This window comes from Chitinophaga sp. sic0106, from assembly GCF_019219075.1.
Classification (GTDB): Bacteria; Bacteroidota; Bacteroidia; order Chitinophagales; family Chitinophagaceae; genus Chitinophaga.
The window spans coordinates 24,333-41,534 of sequence record NZ_JAHUWJ010000015.1 but is presented as its reverse complement, the minus strand read 5'-3'; the positions used below and the strand labels follow the sequence as shown (position 1 = coordinate 41,534).

Annotated in this window: 11 protein-coding genes; 7 read left to right on the top strand and 4 right to left on the bottom strand. The window is 45.6% G+C overall.

What is annotated here, in order from left to right; genetic code table 11:
- The first annotated feature begins 3 nt into the window (after positions 1-3).
- The 4 genes from KW844_RS20375 (at position 4) to KW844_RS20360 (ending at position 5,841) form a co-directional block, all read left to right on the top strand.
- Complete coding sequence (locus KW844_RS20375; protein WP_218378631.1) at positions 4-900, top strand: PorP/SprF family type IX secretion system membrane protein; 897 nt, start codon at positions 4-6, stop codon at positions 898-900.
- Between the two features lie 158 nt (positions 901-1,058).
- The gene (locus KW844_RS20370) at positions 1,059-3,437 is read left to right on the top strand and encodes a DUF2339 domain-containing protein (protein ID WP_218378630.1); all 2,379 of its coding nucleotides are present in this window, start codon (positions 1,059-1,061) and stop codon (positions 3,435-3,437) included.
- On the top strand, positions 3,418-4,356 hold the full coding sequence (locus KW844_RS20365) for a hypothetical protein (RefSeq protein ID WP_218378629.1): 939 nt from the start codon (positions 3,418-3,420) through the stop codon (positions 4,354-4,356). The genes KW844_RS20370 and KW844_RS20365 overlap by 20 nt, the downstream gene beginning before the upstream one ends.
- A 189-nt stretch (positions 4,357-4,545) precedes the next feature.
- Positions 4,546-5,841 carry a hypothetical protein gene (locus KW844_RS20360; protein WP_218378628.1) on the top strand — a complete coding sequence of 432 codons (1,296 nt, stop codon included), beginning with the start codon at positions 4,546-4,548 and terminating at the stop codon, positions 5,839-5,841.
- An 86-nt stretch (positions 5,842-5,927) separates the two neighbouring features.
- On the opposite strand, the gene KW844_RS20355 is transcribed toward KW844_RS20360, so the two are convergent.
- Positions 5,928-6,680 (bottom strand): acyl-CoA desaturase, encoded by a 753-nt coding sequence (locus tag KW844_RS20355; protein ID WP_218378627.1) that lies wholly within the window; start codon positions 6,678-6,680, stop codon positions 5,928-5,930.
- Between the two features lie 269 nt (positions 6,681-6,949).
- On the opposite strand from KW844_RS20355, the gene KW844_RS20350 reads away from it, so the two are divergent.
- The gene (locus KW844_RS20350; protein ID WP_218378626.1) at positions 6,950-7,537 is read left to right on the top strand and encodes a dihydrofolate reductase family protein; all 588 of its coding nucleotides are present in this window, start codon (positions 6,950-6,952) and stop codon (positions 7,535-7,537) included.
- Positions 7,538-7,803: 266 nt separating this feature from the next.
- Here the strand turns inward: KW844_RS20350 and purE are convergent, their stop codons facing one another.
- On the bottom strand, positions 7,804-8,298 hold the full coding sequence (gene purE / locus KW844_RS20345; RefSeq protein ID WP_073085935.1) for a 5-(carboxyamino)imidazole ribonucleotide mutase: 495 nt from the start codon (positions 8,296-8,298) through the stop codon (positions 7,804-7,806).
- 5 nt (positions 8,299-8,303) lie between these two features.
- Positions 8,304-9,422 (bottom strand): 5-(carboxyamino)imidazole ribonucleotide synthase, encoded by a 1,119-nt coding sequence (locus tag KW844_RS20340; protein WP_218378625.1) that lies wholly within the window; start codon positions 9,420-9,422, stop codon positions 8,304-8,306.
- A gap of 249 nt (positions 9,423-9,671) precedes the next feature.
- Between KW844_RS20340 and KW844_RS20335 the strand changes: the two genes are divergently transcribed.
- Both KW844_RS20335 and KW844_RS20330 read left to right on the top strand, forming a co-directional pair.
- Positions 9,672-10,610 carry a retropepsin-like aspartic protease gene (locus KW844_RS20335; RefSeq protein WP_218378624.1) on the top strand — a complete coding sequence of 313 codons (939 nt, stop codon included), beginning with the start codon at positions 9,672-9,674 and terminating at the stop codon, positions 10,608-10,610.
- Positions 10,611-10,758: 148 nt separating this feature from the next.
- Complete coding sequence (locus KW844_RS20330; protein ID WP_218378623.1) at positions 10,759-15,585, top strand: RecQ family ATP-dependent DNA helicase; 4,827 nt, start codon at positions 10,759-10,761, stop codon at positions 15,583-15,585.
- On the opposite strand, the gene KW844_RS20325 is transcribed toward KW844_RS20330, so the two are convergent.
- Positions 15,586-17,166: a glycosyltransferase family 39 protein gene (locus KW844_RS20325; RefSeq protein WP_218378622.1), complete on the bottom strand. Its 1,581-nt coding sequence runs from the start codon at positions 17,164-17,166 to the stop codon at positions 15,586-15,588.
- Positions 17,167-17,202: the final 36 nt, after the last annotated feature.

The following is a 17,202-nucleotide window of genomic DNA, read 5'->3' as shown; positions in this document are numbered from 1 at the left end:
AACATGACCAATAAAAATATATTCAAGCTGGCAACAATGTTATTGTTGTTGCCGGCCTTCCTCCAACGCGCTGCCGCTCAAACAAGTACCCAGCCGGCACAGTACTTTTTTAATCAATACCTGGGCAATGCCGCCATGGCTGGTGCGGAGGATGGGCTGCATGTATTTGCAGGCTATCACCGGCAGATGGATAATATAGCAGGTGCGCCCACTAACATTCTGTTTACCGCTGATTACAACGCCGGCAAAAGGGTAGGACTGGGGCTTAATGTGACCAACATCAAAGCCGGGGTATTGCAACATACCAAAGCCCTTTTAACCTATGCCTACCATCTGCCGGTTGGTACCAACCATCAACGCGTTAGTTTTGGTATTTCAGGTGGCTTTATACACCAGCGGATCGATCAGGAAAAACTGGTGGGGAGCGCCGGTGATCCTACCTTACAGGGCTACAACGATACCGGTCTGAAAATGGATGGCGATGTGGGTATTGCGTATACAGATGATCACTTCAACTTCCAGGTGGCCGTGCCTTCCCTCCGGGAGCGGGTGGATAAGGACCAAAAAGAGTTTATCAGCAAGACTACCTTCTTTGCCAGTGCCGCCTATAAATTTGAACTAACGGAAACCGTGAACAGCATCATTCCTAAGGTAGCTTTCTCGGAAATAAAAGGTTATGAAAATGTGCTGGATCTGGGCGCCTCTGTACAGTTTTTACAGGACATGGCCAACGTGCAGGCCCTGTATCATTCAACCAAAAATTTTACCGTAGGCGCGGGATTTAAGATTATGTCGCAGTACGAGCTGCAACTGTTCTATACTTCGCAGCCTTCGGAAATAAAAGCATATACGAGTCCTATGCTTTCGGTGAATATCAAAGCCAATTTATTCTCCAAATAAACCCAGTTTGTCCCCAAAAAGCCTTGCAGTTTATACTGTAAGGCTTTCTTTTTTTGCTAGTTTTCATTTTTTGATTTTAGTCAAAAAATACTTTTCGCTGCTCCGGGATTCCAAACTATCCTTATTTTTAAGCGTGGCCTAATGCCATTCTTATAACCATGTTTGAAACTTTAATTTTTCTGTTGCTGGTAGCCATCCTGCTTTTGGTAGTATCCTTCAAGGGTGCAACCAGCAAAAGTATCCAGGAGCTTCATTCCCGGCTGCACGGCCTGGAAATGCTGCTCGACCGTATTGCACCAGTACTTCCGAAGGCACCGGCGCCTGAGCCGGAACCTCTGCCGGTGCCGCCTGTGATACCTGAACCGCCAAAACCAATACAAGATAAGTTAAGGCCAGTGATAGAAGAGGTGATAGCCCCACTTCCGCAAATGGAGGTGATACCGCCTGTTAGTATCCCCGAGCCGGAGCCTGTAGAATCCCCGGTGCCGTCCCCTGGATTCTGGGAGCGAAACCCTGATCTGGAGAAGTTTATCGGAGAAAATCTCTTTAATAAAATCGGGATTGCCATACTGGTACTCGGCATTGGCTTCTTCCTGAAATATGCCATTGATAAGGACTGGATCAATGAAATTGGCCGCACTTTCATCGGTTTTATCACCGCAGGTTTGCTGCTCGGCTTATCCTATCGCCTCCGCAAAACCTTTGCGGCCTTCAGTTCTGTGCTGGTAGGTGGTGGGGTGGCTGTACTGTATTTCACTATCGCCATTGCATTTCATCAATATCATCTGTTTAGCCAGGGAGTGGCCTTTGCGCTCACCGTAGTAGTAACGGCCTTCACCGTGCTGCTGGCAATAGCCTACGACCGGCAGGAGCTGGCCGTGATTGCCGTGCTGGGTGGCTTTGGCGCACCTTTTTTTGTGAGCACTGGTAATGGTAATATCATCGCCTTGTTTACCTACATTCTTATTTTAAATATAGGCATGATCGTTACCGCCTATTATAAAAAATGGAACCTGGTAAACATCATAAGTTATGTAGCGACTGTACTCCTTTTCGGCGGGTGGCTTACCTGGCAGATGAGCGGGGGCAACCCGGGTAAGCCCGCCAGATATGGCGCCGGACTGCTTTTCGCTACCTGTTTTTATGTGGTGTTTTTTGTGATGAACATTATCAATAATGTACGCAACCAGCAGAAATTCACGTGGCTCAATATTGCTATCCTCCTCAGTAATACCTTCCTGTATTATGCCGCTGGCATGCTACTGCTCAACAATATGTACCTGGATAAATGGAGTGGCCTGTTTACCACGCTGGTGGCTATATTCAACTGCATATTTGCGTATACCCTTTACCGTAATACACGGGTGGATAAGGTGCTGATATACCTGCTGATAGGTCTGGTGCTTTCCTTTGCGAGCCTGGCCGCACCTGTACAGCTGCAGGGCAATTATATCACGCTCTTCTGGGCCGCTGAAGCGGTGCTGCTGGTATGGCTCTGGCAAAAATCAGGCATCGTGCTGATGAAGTACGCCGCCTTGCTGGTACATGGGCTCATGCTCATTAGCCTGCTGATGGACTGGATGCAGCTTTACGGACCAGGACAGGCCCGCATGATGCCTTTCCTCAATCATGCCTTTATAACCGGTGCAGTGGCAGTAGCCGCACATGTAATGCTGGTGAAACTCTCCCGGAAAGAAGACCCATCCCAGCCATTTGTTGGACTACTATCGGTGACGGAGTATCGTGTGTTCATTACCGTGATCACCTGCCTGGTGTCTTATGTGGTGCTGCTGCTGGAAATCAATTACCAGAGCAATAAGTACTGCCCAATGCTGACGCCTGTGATATTTGGCGCCTACAACTCATTGGCAGTTACGTTGCTGTTATTATTTGTGCACGACAAAAATTCCATTTTCCGCAAAGCAGCGCTGGTACTGGCTGCAATAAATATTTTGCTTTATCCCGTGTATTATAACCCTGCTGTGATTGATGTGCGGTTGGAAGTAGCGGAAGGCCACCTGCCGGCTATCAGCTTCTTTGTGCATTATATTTTGCTGGGATTATTTGGAGGGATGTTATTCCAGCTCTTGAAAGCGATCCGCAGGGAAAACGACCAACGCTTGCACAACGTGATATACTGGGGATTTGCAGTGGTAATACTTTACCTGATCAGTGCTGAACTGGATCACCTGGTATTGTACAGCAGCCATGCGGATATCACCAGCGAAGACGGTATACTTTATCGCACGCAGCGGGTAGGTTATGCTATTCTTTGGGGCATCTATGCCTTTGTGCTGATCTACCTTGGCCTGAAATGGAAATCGCGTATGGTGAGGATTATCTCCATTTCAGTATTCGGACTCACGCTGCTGAAGCTGTTCTTTTTCGACTTCAGGGGCCTCGGGGAAGGAGGGAAGATTGCCGCATTTATTTCCCTCGGGGTGATACTGCTGATCATCTCCTTTATGTACCAGCGTTTAAAAAAATTATTATTGGCAGATGAAAATGCCGCAGTTAATGAAGTTACCCATGATTAAATACCTGCGCAACATCCTGTTAGTATTGGTGGCTGGTTCCGCCCATGCACAGGAGCAACCATTACATTTTTCCTGGGAGGCGCCACTACCTAAAGTGGCCACCACCGGGTTTTACAATATAGCCTTGCAGCCGGCCATGGTGGCGAAACTGAGCTATCCGGAGCTGGCTAATTTCAGGGTGGTGAAGGGAGGGCAGGCGCAACCCTGCCTGGTGGAGAGGATGGATACGATAAAAAGCAGAGGAAATGATAAAAACATTGCGCTGCCAGCGGCTTTTACTGATTTGCCAGATCCTGTGCTGGAGCAGTATACAGACAATAATACCCATATCACCGGACTTACCCTCAGTTTAAAGGAGCCCTACCTGGTAGGTAAACTGACGTTTGATATTAAGTCGCCCGCGTTATACCACCGGCAGGTATTGTTGCAGGAAAGAATTCCGGCGATGAGGAAAAAAAAGATACCCGCCACCACGCGAACGCTGGCGTCTTTCTACCTGTCCTCCGATCAGCCGCCATCCGTAGTGCTGGATGAACCAATACAGGCCGCTGGCATTTACCTGGAAGTAATTAATGAAGATAATCCTCCGCTGGAAATTACGGCCGTACATGCCTGGCAGCCCAGCATCTGGCTAACGGCATACCTGGAGAAAGACCAGGCTTATGCTATTAAGGGCGGAGGTGCGGATATGCCTGCAGGAAAATTTGACCTGGAATATTTTAGCAAGGATGTTCCGGCACATTTACAGGTGATTGACCATGGCGCCATCCATGCTCTGGCGACGGATACAGTTGCACCGCCATCCTCTTTTTTCAACAGTGAAGGATGGATATGGGCAGGCATTATCGGGATTGTGTTGCTGCTGGCCTTTGTGGCCAGGTCAGTTTTAAAAGATATGCATAAAGAACAAATGAGGTGAAACCCTGAAAAACTATGGGGTTTATTAACGCCCGGCGATTTTTAAAGTAGGGTAAAAGTTTTTACTTTTGCCCCACTTTAGCGGGTATTATATCTCTTTAAAATACATTTATTAACCAGCCATATCTCAAACCTTTGTAAGAATTGGGACAGTGGTATACCTATTATTTGTTAAGAAAACACGGACCTAATGCGAATTTCATTGAAACCTATGTTGCTGCTGTTAATGCCTTTAGCCAGCTTCGCCCAGAAAATGATTGTACCCGGTAGCCCAGACATTAATATCTCCCGTTTACAAACCGGAAAGTCGAAGTTTACCATTTATTATTTGAAAGATAATAAGTGGGATGTTAAGGGTACGTATACCAACGACCTTACAATTTCCGGTAATGAACTCAAGTTTACAGTAGAGTATATTGATGATAAGGATAAGTGGTATAGAAGCAGAGTTTCCATTGCAGATGCAAAAACGTTTAGCCCTGTCAGTTACGCTACGAAGAGCCTGAAAAACTCCCTGGAACTGAAATTTGGAAATCCTATCACCGGTAAGTATCAATATGTAAATGGAGATAAGGATAAACCGGTAAACATTAAAACCTCCGAAAAGTTTGTAGATTTCAATGTGGCGGAGATCATGCTTACCACACTGCCACTGACAACCGGTTACAAGGCCACTATGCCACAGTTTTACCTGGGCAGCAGTCCGGATAGCGTAGTGTCTAATTACACCATCAAAGATGTTAAAAGCTTTATCTATCAATCACCTAAAACCGGCAAGCATGAAAGCTGGCTGTTGAGTTTGCTGGAAGAAGAATCTGGCGCTATATACACCTACATCGTCGACAAAAAAGACCATCGCATCTGGCAAAGAGAGATGCCGGTAGGTGGCGGCACTGTAGAAATTTGTGTGAATGAGGAATTGGATTACCGCCCAATTGAAAGCAATTTCGATAAGGAACTGAATCTGCGGATGACAGAAAAAGGTAACAGTGTAATTACCGGTACCGCCTTCGCCAGGGATCACGGTAATAGCAAGGTGCAGCTGGTGAACATCCAGAGAGCTCAGTACGCGCCTAAAGGTACAGTAGTATCTATACTCCCTAACTCCGCCTACCTGGAGGAATGGAAGGCAGTGAATAAAAAAATCAGGAAAGGTAAAAAGCTGCCTGAGGTACCTATTGATCGTAACGTGGTTGCCTGTTTTAAAACTACCAAAGTGTATGACGATAAAGGACATTTTGAATTCACTAACCTGATGCCCGGAGAATATATACTCATGACTTCCTTTGGGTATACGCACCAGTATTCCTATTCATATTATGCGGGTACCAATTACCTGATGCATCCGAGTGGTACGGTGTTGTCGTCCAACAACGTGTATAATACTGCCAATGCAGCAAGTGGAGCCACTGCGCAAATTGAAATGAAAGTGACCATTAAGAAAGATGGAGATAAAGTGGATGTGAATCTGAAAGATGTAAGGTAATACACCTAAGCATAATAGTAGAGGCCTTTTTGCTGTAGTAATTTTACAAAAAATGCTGCAGCAAAAAGGCATATTTATTTATATTCCTAAACCGCTGCCAGCTTTAGTTTCGGCGTATTTACAATTTTAATGATTTTTATAAATGCCAGCAGCTTTATAATATAATAGGATGGATCGATTTCAAACCAGCGCCTGCCAAAATTGATAGAAGATGGGTGTTTGTGGTGATTATTATGATAAGATTCTCCTAACATTAACACATCTACGAAAAGCAGGTTCATAGCGGTGTTTCTGAGTCTGAAATTGATATAGCCATATTTATGTGCAAACCAGTTTACGATGGCTCCGTGAAACGCACCCATTGATACTACGATAGGCAGCAACAGGAATTGCCAGGGACTGGTGGCAAAAAATACAAAGAACAGGACATAACCGGCCACCCACATCAACCGTGAAAAAGTGCTGTTGGCAAATTTATCGAAGCGGGTCCACTCCGGCAGATTTCTCGTGTATTTACTTTCTACCTCCACTTTGTTATGCAGAATTTTTTGATAGGCAGTTCTGGTACCCCACATCATGGAGAATATATTGGAAGAGTTAGCAGGTGAATGAGGGTCCAGTTCCGTATCTGTGTGGGCGTGGTGCAACCTGTGCATGACTGCATAAGCTCTTGGACTCATATAGGATGATCCCTGGGTAATATAGGTGAAGATGAAGAAAAATTTTTCCCATCCCTTTCCCATAGTGAAGGCGCCATGCGCTGCATATCTATGCTGGAAGAAAGTCTGTGAAAACAACGACAAATACCAGATGGCGGCAAAAAAAATGAAAATAACCATATTTGAAATTTAGTAGAAGCGAGGAATAAATCTCAAATATGCTGTTAGAATAGATGAAAATATAAAGCGCTATCTGTTTTAGAGTGGGTTTAATTATTTTAAAAGTAATCTATTATATGTTAATAAAGTGGTAAATGGAAAATGAGTTACCGTATTAACATATGATTGGATATGGACACATAGTCGCAATTACCCCCTTGGATTGTCAGTTTACCCCTCCGGTATTCCCAAAATGGCGCTGTACTTTTGAACCTATAAAAGCTATAATTATGCGCAAGTTAATGATGAAAATGTCGCTCTCGATTGATGGGTTTGTAAGCGGTCCTAATGGAGAGGCCGATTGGATCTTCCGCTCTTCCGATGAAACATCCCGTGCCTGGGCACTGGAGCAGTATAAGGATGCGGGACTGATCATTATGGGCAGGAAATCATTTGAGTCGATGTCCAAATATTGGCCTGGTGCTACCGGTCCTTTTACCGGCCCCATGAATGAGTTGCCCAAAGGGGTCTTTACAATGAACGGGTTCACCATGCCATCCGAGCTGATAAAAGCGGCGGAAAGTAACCCTGCTGCGGCTACCTGGGCGCAGGCAAGCATTCATAGCGGCGACCTGACCGAAGAAATAAACAAGCTGAAATCCCAACCGGGCAAGCCGATCATGGCTGCAGGCGGGGCAGGATTCATGAGCCACCTGATAGCCAAGGGCCTGATTGATGAGTATCATTTGATTACCCATCCGGTGGTATTAGGTAAAGGCCTGCCTATTTTCCAGGAAGTGGCACAGCCAACGGACCTGAAGCTGGCGGAGGTGAAGTCGTTTCCGGGAGGCATTGTAGCGCATATTTACCGGCCGTAGGGCGCAGGCAAACTACGAGTGATACGCGGTAAACCAGCTATCACAGAGCTATATTTACCTGATACGCAGTAAACCCGCTATCACAGAACTATATTATACCTGATACGCAGTAAGCCCGCTATAGCAGAGCTATACTACGCCTGATACGCATTTAACCCGCTATAATACAGCCCTACTCCGCCTGATGTCCATCGCAAGATTACCAGCCAGGCATAAAAAAACCTGCGCCACGCGCAGGTTTTCTATATTTAAGTGCAGTGAGCCGATTAGAACTGGTCTAATGTTTCATTTTGCTTGTTGACTTTTTCGAAATTCTCCTGTTTGAATGCAGCCATTTTTTTACGGAGTTCAGGGTTGCTGGTGCCCAGTATCTGTACGGCCAGTAAGCCGGCATTTTGAGCGCCGTTAACACCTACAGTAGCCACAGGAACGCCGCCTGGCATTTGTACGATGGATAACAGGGAATCCCAGCCATCCAGGGAGTTGGAGGATTTGATAGGTACACCGATTACAGGTAAGGTAGTAATGGCGGCAACCATACCTGGAAGGTGTGCTGCACCGCCAGCTCCGGCGATGATGATTTTCAGGCCGCGCTCTTCAGCAGCGGTCGCATATTCAAACATTTTCTGTGGTGTGCGGTGTGCGGATACAACAGTAAATTCGTAGGGTATGTCGAATTTTTTCAGGACTTCAATTGCCTGACGCATAATAGGTGCATCGGAACTGCTGCCCATGATAATGCCTACTTCTACCTGTGCCATATATATTAATTTAAAACTTTGCGAATAGTGTCTGCCTTGGCGGTAATGCTTTCCATGGTATCGCCGCCAATGGTGATATGACCGATTTTTCTGCCCGGGCGGTGGTCGATTTTACCGTACCAGTGCAGGTGTGCGCCCTTAATGGCTAACAGTTGCGTCAATACTTCCTTTTTGTTGGCATTCAGATAAGTGCTATCCAGAATGTTCATCATCAGGGAAGGGAAACGCAGGTCCGTAGCACCCAAAGGCAGGCCGATGATAGCGCGGAGCAACTGCTCGTATTGAGAGGTGATGCTGGCTTCAATAGTGTGGTGACCACTGTTGTGCGGCCTTGGCGCCAGTTCATTCACCACTAATTTATTGTCTTTGGTGACAAACATTTCCACGGCGATGATACCCACCAGCTTAAAGGCGTCCGCAATTTTTTCTGCGAGGGCAGTAGCTTCTTTCAGTAGGGATGCATCCAGCTGAGCAGGGGCGATCTGAGAATCCAGGATGAATTTATCTTCTGAAAACGCCATCATCACTGCATCGTAGCAGGTAACCTCACCTTGTTCGTTTCTGGCTACAATTACCGCAATTTCATGTTTGATATCCACCAGCTCTTCCAGTACGCATGGTGCATCAAAAGCGGCGTTAATGTCTTCCTTAGTTTTCAGTACCATTACACCATAGCCATCGTAACCATCACGGCGTTTTTTCAAACAGCCTGGCAGTTTATTTTCGTAGCCGAAGAGTTCTTCTTTGCCCTGGATAGCAATGCCGGGTACTACCGGTATATGATGTGACTGGAGAAATTGCTTCTGTGTATACTTGTCCTGAATGGTTTCAATCGTGTCAGGTGAAGGGAAAACCTTTACACCTTGTTTGGCAAGTTCACGCAAGGCTGCGATGTTCACTGCCTCTCTTTCTATGGTAATAATATCCAGGCCTTTACCGAATTCCAGTACCGCTTCGTAGGAGGTTGGGTCGGCACAAATAAAATTGGAAGTATAGCGGGCGCAGGGCGCTTGCGGGTCTTTGTCAATCACTTTTACGTTGACACCGAGGTCGATCGCATGCCTGATCAGCATTGCCCCCAGCTGACCGCCGCCTAATATTCCTATTTTCAAACTTTCAAGCATAATCTTCAATTGGCTTGCAAAGGTATAAAACTAATTGCAAAAGATAGTAACGCATTGTGCTGTTGATAGATAGACGATATGGGCGATATTTGTAATGTATGATTCGGTTTGAAATTGCTGTTTTTAATATGTTAATTATCAATTAGTTATATAAATGTGACGAATATGTTACGAACTCTTTGGCGGATCTTTTATCAACGGTTATACTTGTGTTCATTTACGATTTATCCGTCATAAACCCAGTTACATATGCCCATTTTCACACCCAATAAATTGAGTCTGCTCTTTAGCTTATTGTTTTTAGTGTTCATGCAGGCGCAATCCATAGCACAAGCGCCAGCATCCAGGCAGCAGACAGATACCGTTCCTTTTACCCTGAAAGGGTCAAGGATTTATATCCAGGGAACCTTAAACGGAGCAATGCAGGTAAGCATGCAATTCGATCTGGGAGCAGGTGGCTCCGCAGTCAACAAGGCTTCATCGGAAAGGTTAAACCTGAATTTTGAAGATAAGGCGATGCTTAGCAATACGCAAGGTATCAATGAGGTAAGGAAAAGTACCAATAACCAGCTGACTTTTGGCAACCTTACATTCAGTCACCTGCCATTGGTGGAAAGCGGCAATATGAAGCCTGGGGAAGATTTAATTATCGGCAACTACCTCTTCCGAAATAAGATTGTTGAAATTGACTACGATAAGCAAATACTGCTTATTCGCGATGCCCTGCCGGATTACGCAGCCTCCTATCAAAAGCAACCAGTGGTCTTTGAGCAGGACCGGCCTAAATTCGAAGTCACTATTATCCAGGATGGTAAAACGTATACTTCATGGTTTCTTTTTGATACCGGCCGCGATGGAACGATGCTGCTGGGCGAGGACTTCACCGGACAAGGGGATACCTGGAATAACCTTAAAGAATTGACGATCCTGAATGGCCGTAAAATTATTCAGCTGGATGCTACTATAGCAGGGGTGGTGTTCAAAGATATTCTCACCAATGCTGCCGATCCCACCAAACAGGCGCCCCGCAAAACCACCACTTTATTTGGGAATGTACTCCTGAATCATTTTAATGTGATCCTGGATAACCAGGCGCATTTGATCTATTTAAAACCTAACAGTCGCATTAACGAACCATATTCTCATATCAGAGATTATGAGAAGGAAATGCAGAAAATAAAGAAATAAAGGTTTTGACATCTCCCAAAAAAATGGGGCTGATGTGCATTTGCACGTCGGCCCTTCGTTTTTTACCAAATTATCATGCGTCGTGTATTTTTCCGGACTTGTAAGATATTGTGTATATTAGTAATCTGGGTCACAAGTAATTATACGAATGAATTCTATTGCATTTGTTGATGCCGAAATTGAGCCGAAGAGCCGGAAAATTCTTGATATCGGAGCGGTGAAGGATGACGGGAGCTCCTATCATGGTACTGCTGTTGCGGCTTTCATTCAATTCCTACAGGGAACGGTATTCGTATGCGGCCATAACATCTTCCAGCACGACCTCCGGTATATCGGTGCTGCACTACAGGATGCCGGTATTCACGAAGCCAATGTCATCGATACCTTATTTCTCTCCCCATTACTATTTGCTACTAAACCTTATCATGCTTTATTGAAAGATGATAAACTCCAAACAGAGGATACCAACAACCCTTTGAACGATTCCATCAAGGCAAAAGATTTATTTTATGATGAAGTAGCAGCTTTCAATAAGGAAGAAGAGACCCTTAAACAAATTTATTACCTGCTGTTGCACCCCAGGAAAAAGTTTGCAGCTTTCTTTCACTTTATTGGTTATGCGGTTCCGCAAGTGCCGGTGGAAAGCCTGATTCGTGCTAAGTACAAGGATGAGATTTGTGAAGAGGCCGATCTGGGGAAACTAATCGCAGACCAACCCGTGGAACTGGCCTATTGTTTATCCCTCGTAAACGCTTTCATTCAACATAAAAAAATACAGTCCATCATACCCCCCTGGGTGCTGAAAAATTATCCGGATGTAGAACGGATCATGTTTCAGCTGAGAAATAAACCCTGCCTCAGCGGTTGCAACTACTGCCATGCTGCACTGGATATATACAAGGGTTTGAAACGCTTTTTTGGGTTTACTTCTTTCAGAACTTATGGGTCAGCACCCTTACAGGAAATGGCAGTAAAAGCTGCTGTTAATAATAAATCGCTACTGGCAGTATTTCCTACCGGCGGCGGTAAGTCCATTACCTTCCAGGTGCCTGCACTCATCAGTGGCGAAAGCGCCAAAGGCTTGACGGTGGTCATCTCCCCCCTACAATCCCTGATGAAAGATCAGGTAGACAACCTGGAGAAAAACGGCATCACAGAAGCGGTAACCATCAACGGATTGCTTGATCCAATAGAAAGAGCCAAGTCCTTCGAAAGGGTGGAAGATGGCTCCGCCTCCATTCTCTACCTATCCCCGGAAGCCCTGCGTTCCAGAACCATCGAACGTTTGCTGCTGGGCAGAAAAATTACCAGGTTTGTAATTGATGAGGCACACTGCTTTTCCTCCTGGGGACAGGACTTTAGAGTGGATTACCTCTACATCGGCGATTTTATCAAGGCTATACAAGAGAAGAAAAATATGCCGGAAGCTATTCCGGTGTCCTGCTTTACCGCCACGGCAAAGCAAAAGGTAATAGAAGACATCAGGGATTATTTTAAGGAAAAATTATCGCTTGACCTGGAGCTGTTTGCCACCAAGGCATCCAGAACAAACCTTCACTACAAAGTTTATGAAAAAGATAATGAAGAAGAAAAGTACCAGGCAGTACGGGATTTGATTGAAGAAAAAAATTGTCCGACAATCATCTACGTTTCAAGAACGAAAAAAGCGTATGCACTGGCTGAAAGGCTCTCCGGGGACGGTTTTAATGCAAAGCCATACCACGGAAAGATGGATGTAAAAGAGAAAACAGCCAATCAAAATGCCTTTATCGCAGGGGAGGTGCCGATCATGGTGGCTACTTCCGCCTTTGGGATGGGAGTCGATAAAAAGGATATTGCCATGGTGATCCACTATGAAATATCCGATTCCCTGGAGAATTATATCCAGGAGGCCGGCAGGGCCGGAAGGGATGAAGCAATGGAGGCCGACTGTTTTGTATTATTTAATGAGGAAGACCTCAGCAAACATTTTATTTTACTGAACCAAACCAAGCTGTCGATCAAGGAAATCCAGCAGGTATGGAAGGCCATAAAAGAGATTACCAGGTTTAGATCTACTGTTTCAAATTCAGCGCTGGAAATAGCCCGGAAGGCAGGTTGGGATGACAACGTGGTGGAGATTGAAACCCGGGTGGTCACCGCCATTGCAGCTTTAGAGGAGTCCGGATATTTGAAACGTGGGCAAAATATGCCAAGGGTATTTGCCAATAGTATTCTCGCCAGGAATGCACAGGAAGCTATTGATAAAATCAATGCCTCGTCCAGGTTTGAGGAGCAACAAAAGGAAAAGGCCATCAGGATTATTAAGAAGCTAATATCCAGTAAGAGCAGGTCGCAAACAAATGATGATGCGGCTGAATCCAGAATTGACTATATCAGTGACCATCTGGGAATGGGGAAGGAGGAAGTGATAAAGATTGTGAACCTACTCCGGGAAGAAAAGATACTGGCAGATGCCAAAGACCTGACAGCCTTTATTAAAAGGTCTGAAAATAAAAACCGCTCGCTTGCGATGGTGGAGGTTTTCAGTAAAATTGAAAACTACCTGCTGGGGGTATTTGAAGAGCAGGAGCAGGCATTTCATATGAAGGAACTGAACGAAGGTGCGGAAGCTAAAGGGTGTGCTGATGTGGATGTGAAAAAGATTAAAACGCTGGTCAACTTCTGGGCGATCAAAAACTGGATCAGGCGCAAGAACCTGGAGCATTCAAAAAATCACTTCGCGGTAATTTGCCTGCATCCCAGGGAAACGCTAAGGGAGAAGCTGGAAATACGACACGAACTGGCCAGGTTTATTGTGGAACTGCTTTATGGGAAAAGCAATGCCATGGCTGCCGGTCAGGATGTTTCCAGAGAGGAAGTACTGGTGGAGTTTTCGGTACATGAACTGAAGGAGGAATATGAAAAACGTCCGCACCTGTTTCAGAAAAAAATAAGTATTGATGATATTGAAGATGCCCTGTTTTACCTGTCACGCTTAGAAGCCATAAAAATCGAAGGAGGCTTCCTGGTTTCCTATAACCGATTGACGATTGAGCGGCTGGAGCAGGATAACAAGAAACGATACAAAGTGGAGGATTACCAAAAGCTGAACCAGTTTTATGAGAATAAAATTCAGCAGATTCATATTGTGGGGGAATATGCTAAAAAAATGATCAGCGACTACCAGGAAGCGCTGCAGTTTGCGGAGGATTACTTTCAGCTCAATTACGCTGCTTTTCTCAATAAATATTTCAAGGGAGCCCGGCAAAATGAAATCAAACAAAACCTTACGCCTGCCAAATTCAGGCAGCTTTTCGGAGAATTATCACCCGTGCAGCTGAAAATTATCAAGGATAGTGAATCAAAGCATATCCTGGTAGCAGCCGGCCCTGGCAGTGGCAAAACCAAAGTGTTGGTGCATAAACTGGCTTCGTTGCTCCTCATGGAAGACGTAAAGCATGAGCAACTGCTGATGGTGACCTTTTCAAGAGCTGCGGCCACCGAATTCAAAAAACGGTTGTTGCAGCTGATAGGCAATGCTGCAAATTATATTGAAATAAAAACGTTTCACTCTTTTTGCTTTGATCTATTAGGAAAAATCGGCAATCTGCAAAAATCTGATCAGGTATTGAAAGATACCATAGCACGTATTAAGAACAAAGAAGTAGAGGCAAGCCGGATTACGAAAACGGTGCTGGTGATAGATGAAGCGCAGGATATGGATGAAGATGAATATAACCTGATCAATGCCCTGATGGAGCAAAATGAGGAGATGAGAGTGATTGCGGTAGGGGATGATGACCAGAATATCTACGAGTTCAGAGGGGCCAACTCGAAATATCTGGAAGCTTTCTATCAGCAGAATAATGCTACTAAATATGAGTTAACGGAGAACTACCGCAGCAGCAATAACCTGGTTCATTTCACCAATCAATTTGTAGTGCAGATCAGGAACCGGCTGAAAGTAACCCCGATTATTCCGTATAAAAAAACGCTGGGAGCCATCCGGTTGATCCATTATCAAAGTAAAAATCTGATTACCCCGCTGGTGAACGACATGCTCACCAGGGACCTCACAGGCACTACCTGTGTGCTGACCAATACCAATACAGAAGCACTGCGTATTACCGGCCTGTTGTTGAAAAACAAGATGCAGGCAAAACTAATTCAAACCAATGATGGTTTTAGTCTCTATAACCTCCTGGAAACACGTTATTTCCTGGACCTGCTGGATAGTACGGAAGGGGTGTTTGTTATAAATGAAGAGGTTTGGGAAGATGCCAAACGGGCCTTGGTGAAAAGGTTCCGTACCAGCACTAACCTGGACCTTTGCCTGAACCTGATCAAGGATTTTGAAGCCACCAATTCCAGGAAAAAGTATAAATCCGATTTAGAAGTTTTTGTTCGTGAATCAAAGCTGGAAGATTTTTTCAGCGAAAACGGCTCAGTCGTTTTTGTATCCACCATCCATAAGTCCAAGGGCAAAGAATTTGATAATGTGTTTTTAATGCTGGATAGTTTCCCAGCCGATACAGAGGAGCGGAAACGCCTGTTATATGTTGGCATGACAAGAGCCAAACAGCAGCTGGTCATACATTCCAATGGCATTGCATTCGATGGGGTTACCGCTGAAAACCTGGAGCATAAGCTGGATACGGCCAGTTACGAGCAGCCAAATGATATTGCCATGCATTTGACGCATAAGGATGTTTGGCTGGATTATTTCATTAATAAGCAAGCCGCTATCGGTCAACTGTCCGGCGGCGACACCCTGAGATTCAGCGGTGCAGAGTGTTTTGATGCCGGCGGACAATCAATTTTAAAATTTTCCAGGCCCTTCCGTGAAAAAATTGAGGAGATGAATAGCAAAAACTACTCACTCAAACAGGTGAAGGTGAACTTCATTATTTACTGGCTCAAGGAAGGTGCTGAGCAGGAGATAAAAATCATCCTGCCGGAGGTTTTATTTGAGAGACGCAAAACCAGTGATTAATTAATGCATCGATCCACCATCTTCTAATGCATTCGGTTTTAATTCCTGTGTGGCTCCTGCTGCGGTAGTCTTCAGTTTTCCCCGGTTAATTTTATCCCTGAATGCTTCCCGAAACGCTTCGCTGGGACCTTTCATCAGAATAATCAGTGTGCCATGCTCCCTTGAATAAGGGCTGTTGACGGAGTCTGCCAGGTGTACTGCTTTAAACTCTTTCATAAAAGCATGCTGCATTTCCTCGTGGTCATCCGTCACCAGTAGTATAGTAGTGTATTGATCGTAGTGTGGGGGCATCCAGTAGAGGAAGCTGGCATTGTCGCTGTAGGCAGGTGGCAGGTGGTACCTGGCACCGTAATAATTCACGGCGCCAGCCTCTCCGTAGTTATCGCAGAACAGCAGCGTATGTGCTTTCTCGTTACTGTCAAGTGCATGATAAGCTTTGGCCACCTTTTGCGTCATTTGTTCCCAGGAGAGCATGTCTGCAAAGTCCTGTGGTAAAGGGTGATCTTGCTGGTCCTCCCATTGCAGCACTCCTACCTTGCTGGCCAGGGGGTGATGCTGATAGTAGGCTGCCAGCGCTGCTGGCGCTTTAATTGGTAGCAGCAGGGGCAGCAGCTTAAAACCTATGAACAAACTGAAAGCTACCATCCCTATCTTCCACCATTTATTGGCCCAGGCCTCCAGCTGGGGAGCCCCTAAGGCAAACAATACCGGATAGGCTCCCTGGGCGTAATAATTTTTACCATGCCCTATCATCAGGAGAACAATCGTAATCAAAAAAGCCCAGGCGATGAAACGGTATTGTTTATTAAGCGTTGCCCATACCAGACCGGTGATCCAGATAAATACAGTGGCGATATTCATTAGCAACTGATCTTTCAGGAAACTCCATTGACTCAGGTATTGCAACTGGCTGTCATGAAGTTCTTTCATGTGGTAAACTATGGGAAAGCCGTTGGTGACCTGCCAGATCAGGTTAGGCAGGAAAATCAGGAGTCCCAGGCCTGCTGCGAAGTAGAAATGCCGGTTGGTGAGTACTTTTTTGTCCCAGGTAAGCAGCAGTCCTGCCACCAGGCTAACCGCATAAAAAATAATATTGTATTTGCTAAGCATGCCCAAACCAAAGCTGAGGCCTGACATATAGAGGTAGGAAGTTTTTTCCGTTTGCTGGAATCTGATGAGGCCATAGGCCATGGCGGTCCACCAGAAGATATCCAGGAAGTTAGGTTGGAAAAGAAAGTGCATCCTCAGCCAGGCTCCTGCCACAAAAGGCAGCCATACCAGAATCATGGCGAACCAGCGGCCACCGAGGTGGAGTGCCAGCCGGCCTGCAAGGAGATAGGTCAGTCCGCCAAACAGGGATGGCCATATTTTTATAGCCCACATGGCGCCGCCCATCCCGTTGGTAAGCCAGGCGAAAAGGGACAGCAGGGGTGGTGCTTCCATGTAACCCCAGGCTATGTGCCTGGCTTCTGCCAGGTACAGCAATTCGTCCCGATGGGGTTCCCACTGCGGGTCCTGCAGTAAAAAGGGTAATAGCACTTTTGTCAGTGCAAGTATATAAAGGAGATGGATAGGTTTCATGGTAAAAAGGTAGCAAGAAATCAGGGGCCACGGGGA

Excerpts from the sequence above, each read along its gene's own strand:
- KW844_RS20375 (WP_218378631.1), top strand. The coding sequence starts at position 4 with ATGACCAATAAAAATATATTCAAGCTGGCAACAATGTTATTGTTGTTG.
- KW844_RS20370 (WP_218378630.1), top strand. The coding sequence starts at position 1,059 with ATGTTTGAAACTTTAATTTTTCTGTTGCTGGTAGCCATCCTGCTTTTG.
- KW844_RS20365 (WP_218378629.1), top strand. The coding sequence starts at position 3,418 with ATGAAGTTACCCATGATTAAATACCTGCGCAACATCCTGTTAGTATTG.
- KW844_RS20360 (WP_218378628.1), top strand. The coding sequence starts at position 4,546 with ATGCGAATTTCATTGAAACCTATGTTGCTGCTGTTAATGCCTTTAGCC.
- KW844_RS20355 (WP_218378627.1), bottom strand. The coding sequence starts at position 6,680 with ATGGTTATTTTCATTTTTTTTGCCGCCATCTGGTATTTGTCGTTGTTT.
- KW844_RS20350 (WP_218378626.1), top strand. The coding sequence starts at position 6,950 with ATGCGCAAGTTAATGATGAAAATGTCGCTCTCGATTGATGGGTTTGTA.
- purE (WP_073085935.1), bottom strand. The coding sequence starts at position 8,298 with ATGGCACAGGTAGAAGTAGGCATTATCATGGGCAGCAGTTCCGATGCA.
- KW844_RS20340 (WP_218378625.1), bottom strand. The coding sequence starts at position 9,422 with ATGCTTGAAAGTTTGAAAATAGGAATATTAGGCGGCGGTCAGCTGGGG.
- KW844_RS20335 (WP_218378624.1), top strand. The coding sequence starts at position 9,672 with ATGCCCATTTTCACACCCAATAAATTGAGTCTGCTCTTTAGCTTATTG.
- KW844_RS20330 (WP_218378623.1), top strand. The coding sequence starts at position 10,759 with ATGAATTCTATTGCATTTGTTGATGCCGAAATTGAGCCGAAGAGCCGG.
- KW844_RS20325 (WP_218378622.1), bottom strand. The coding sequence starts at position 17,166 with ATGAAACCTATCCATCTCCTTTATATACTTGCACTGACAAAAGTGCTA.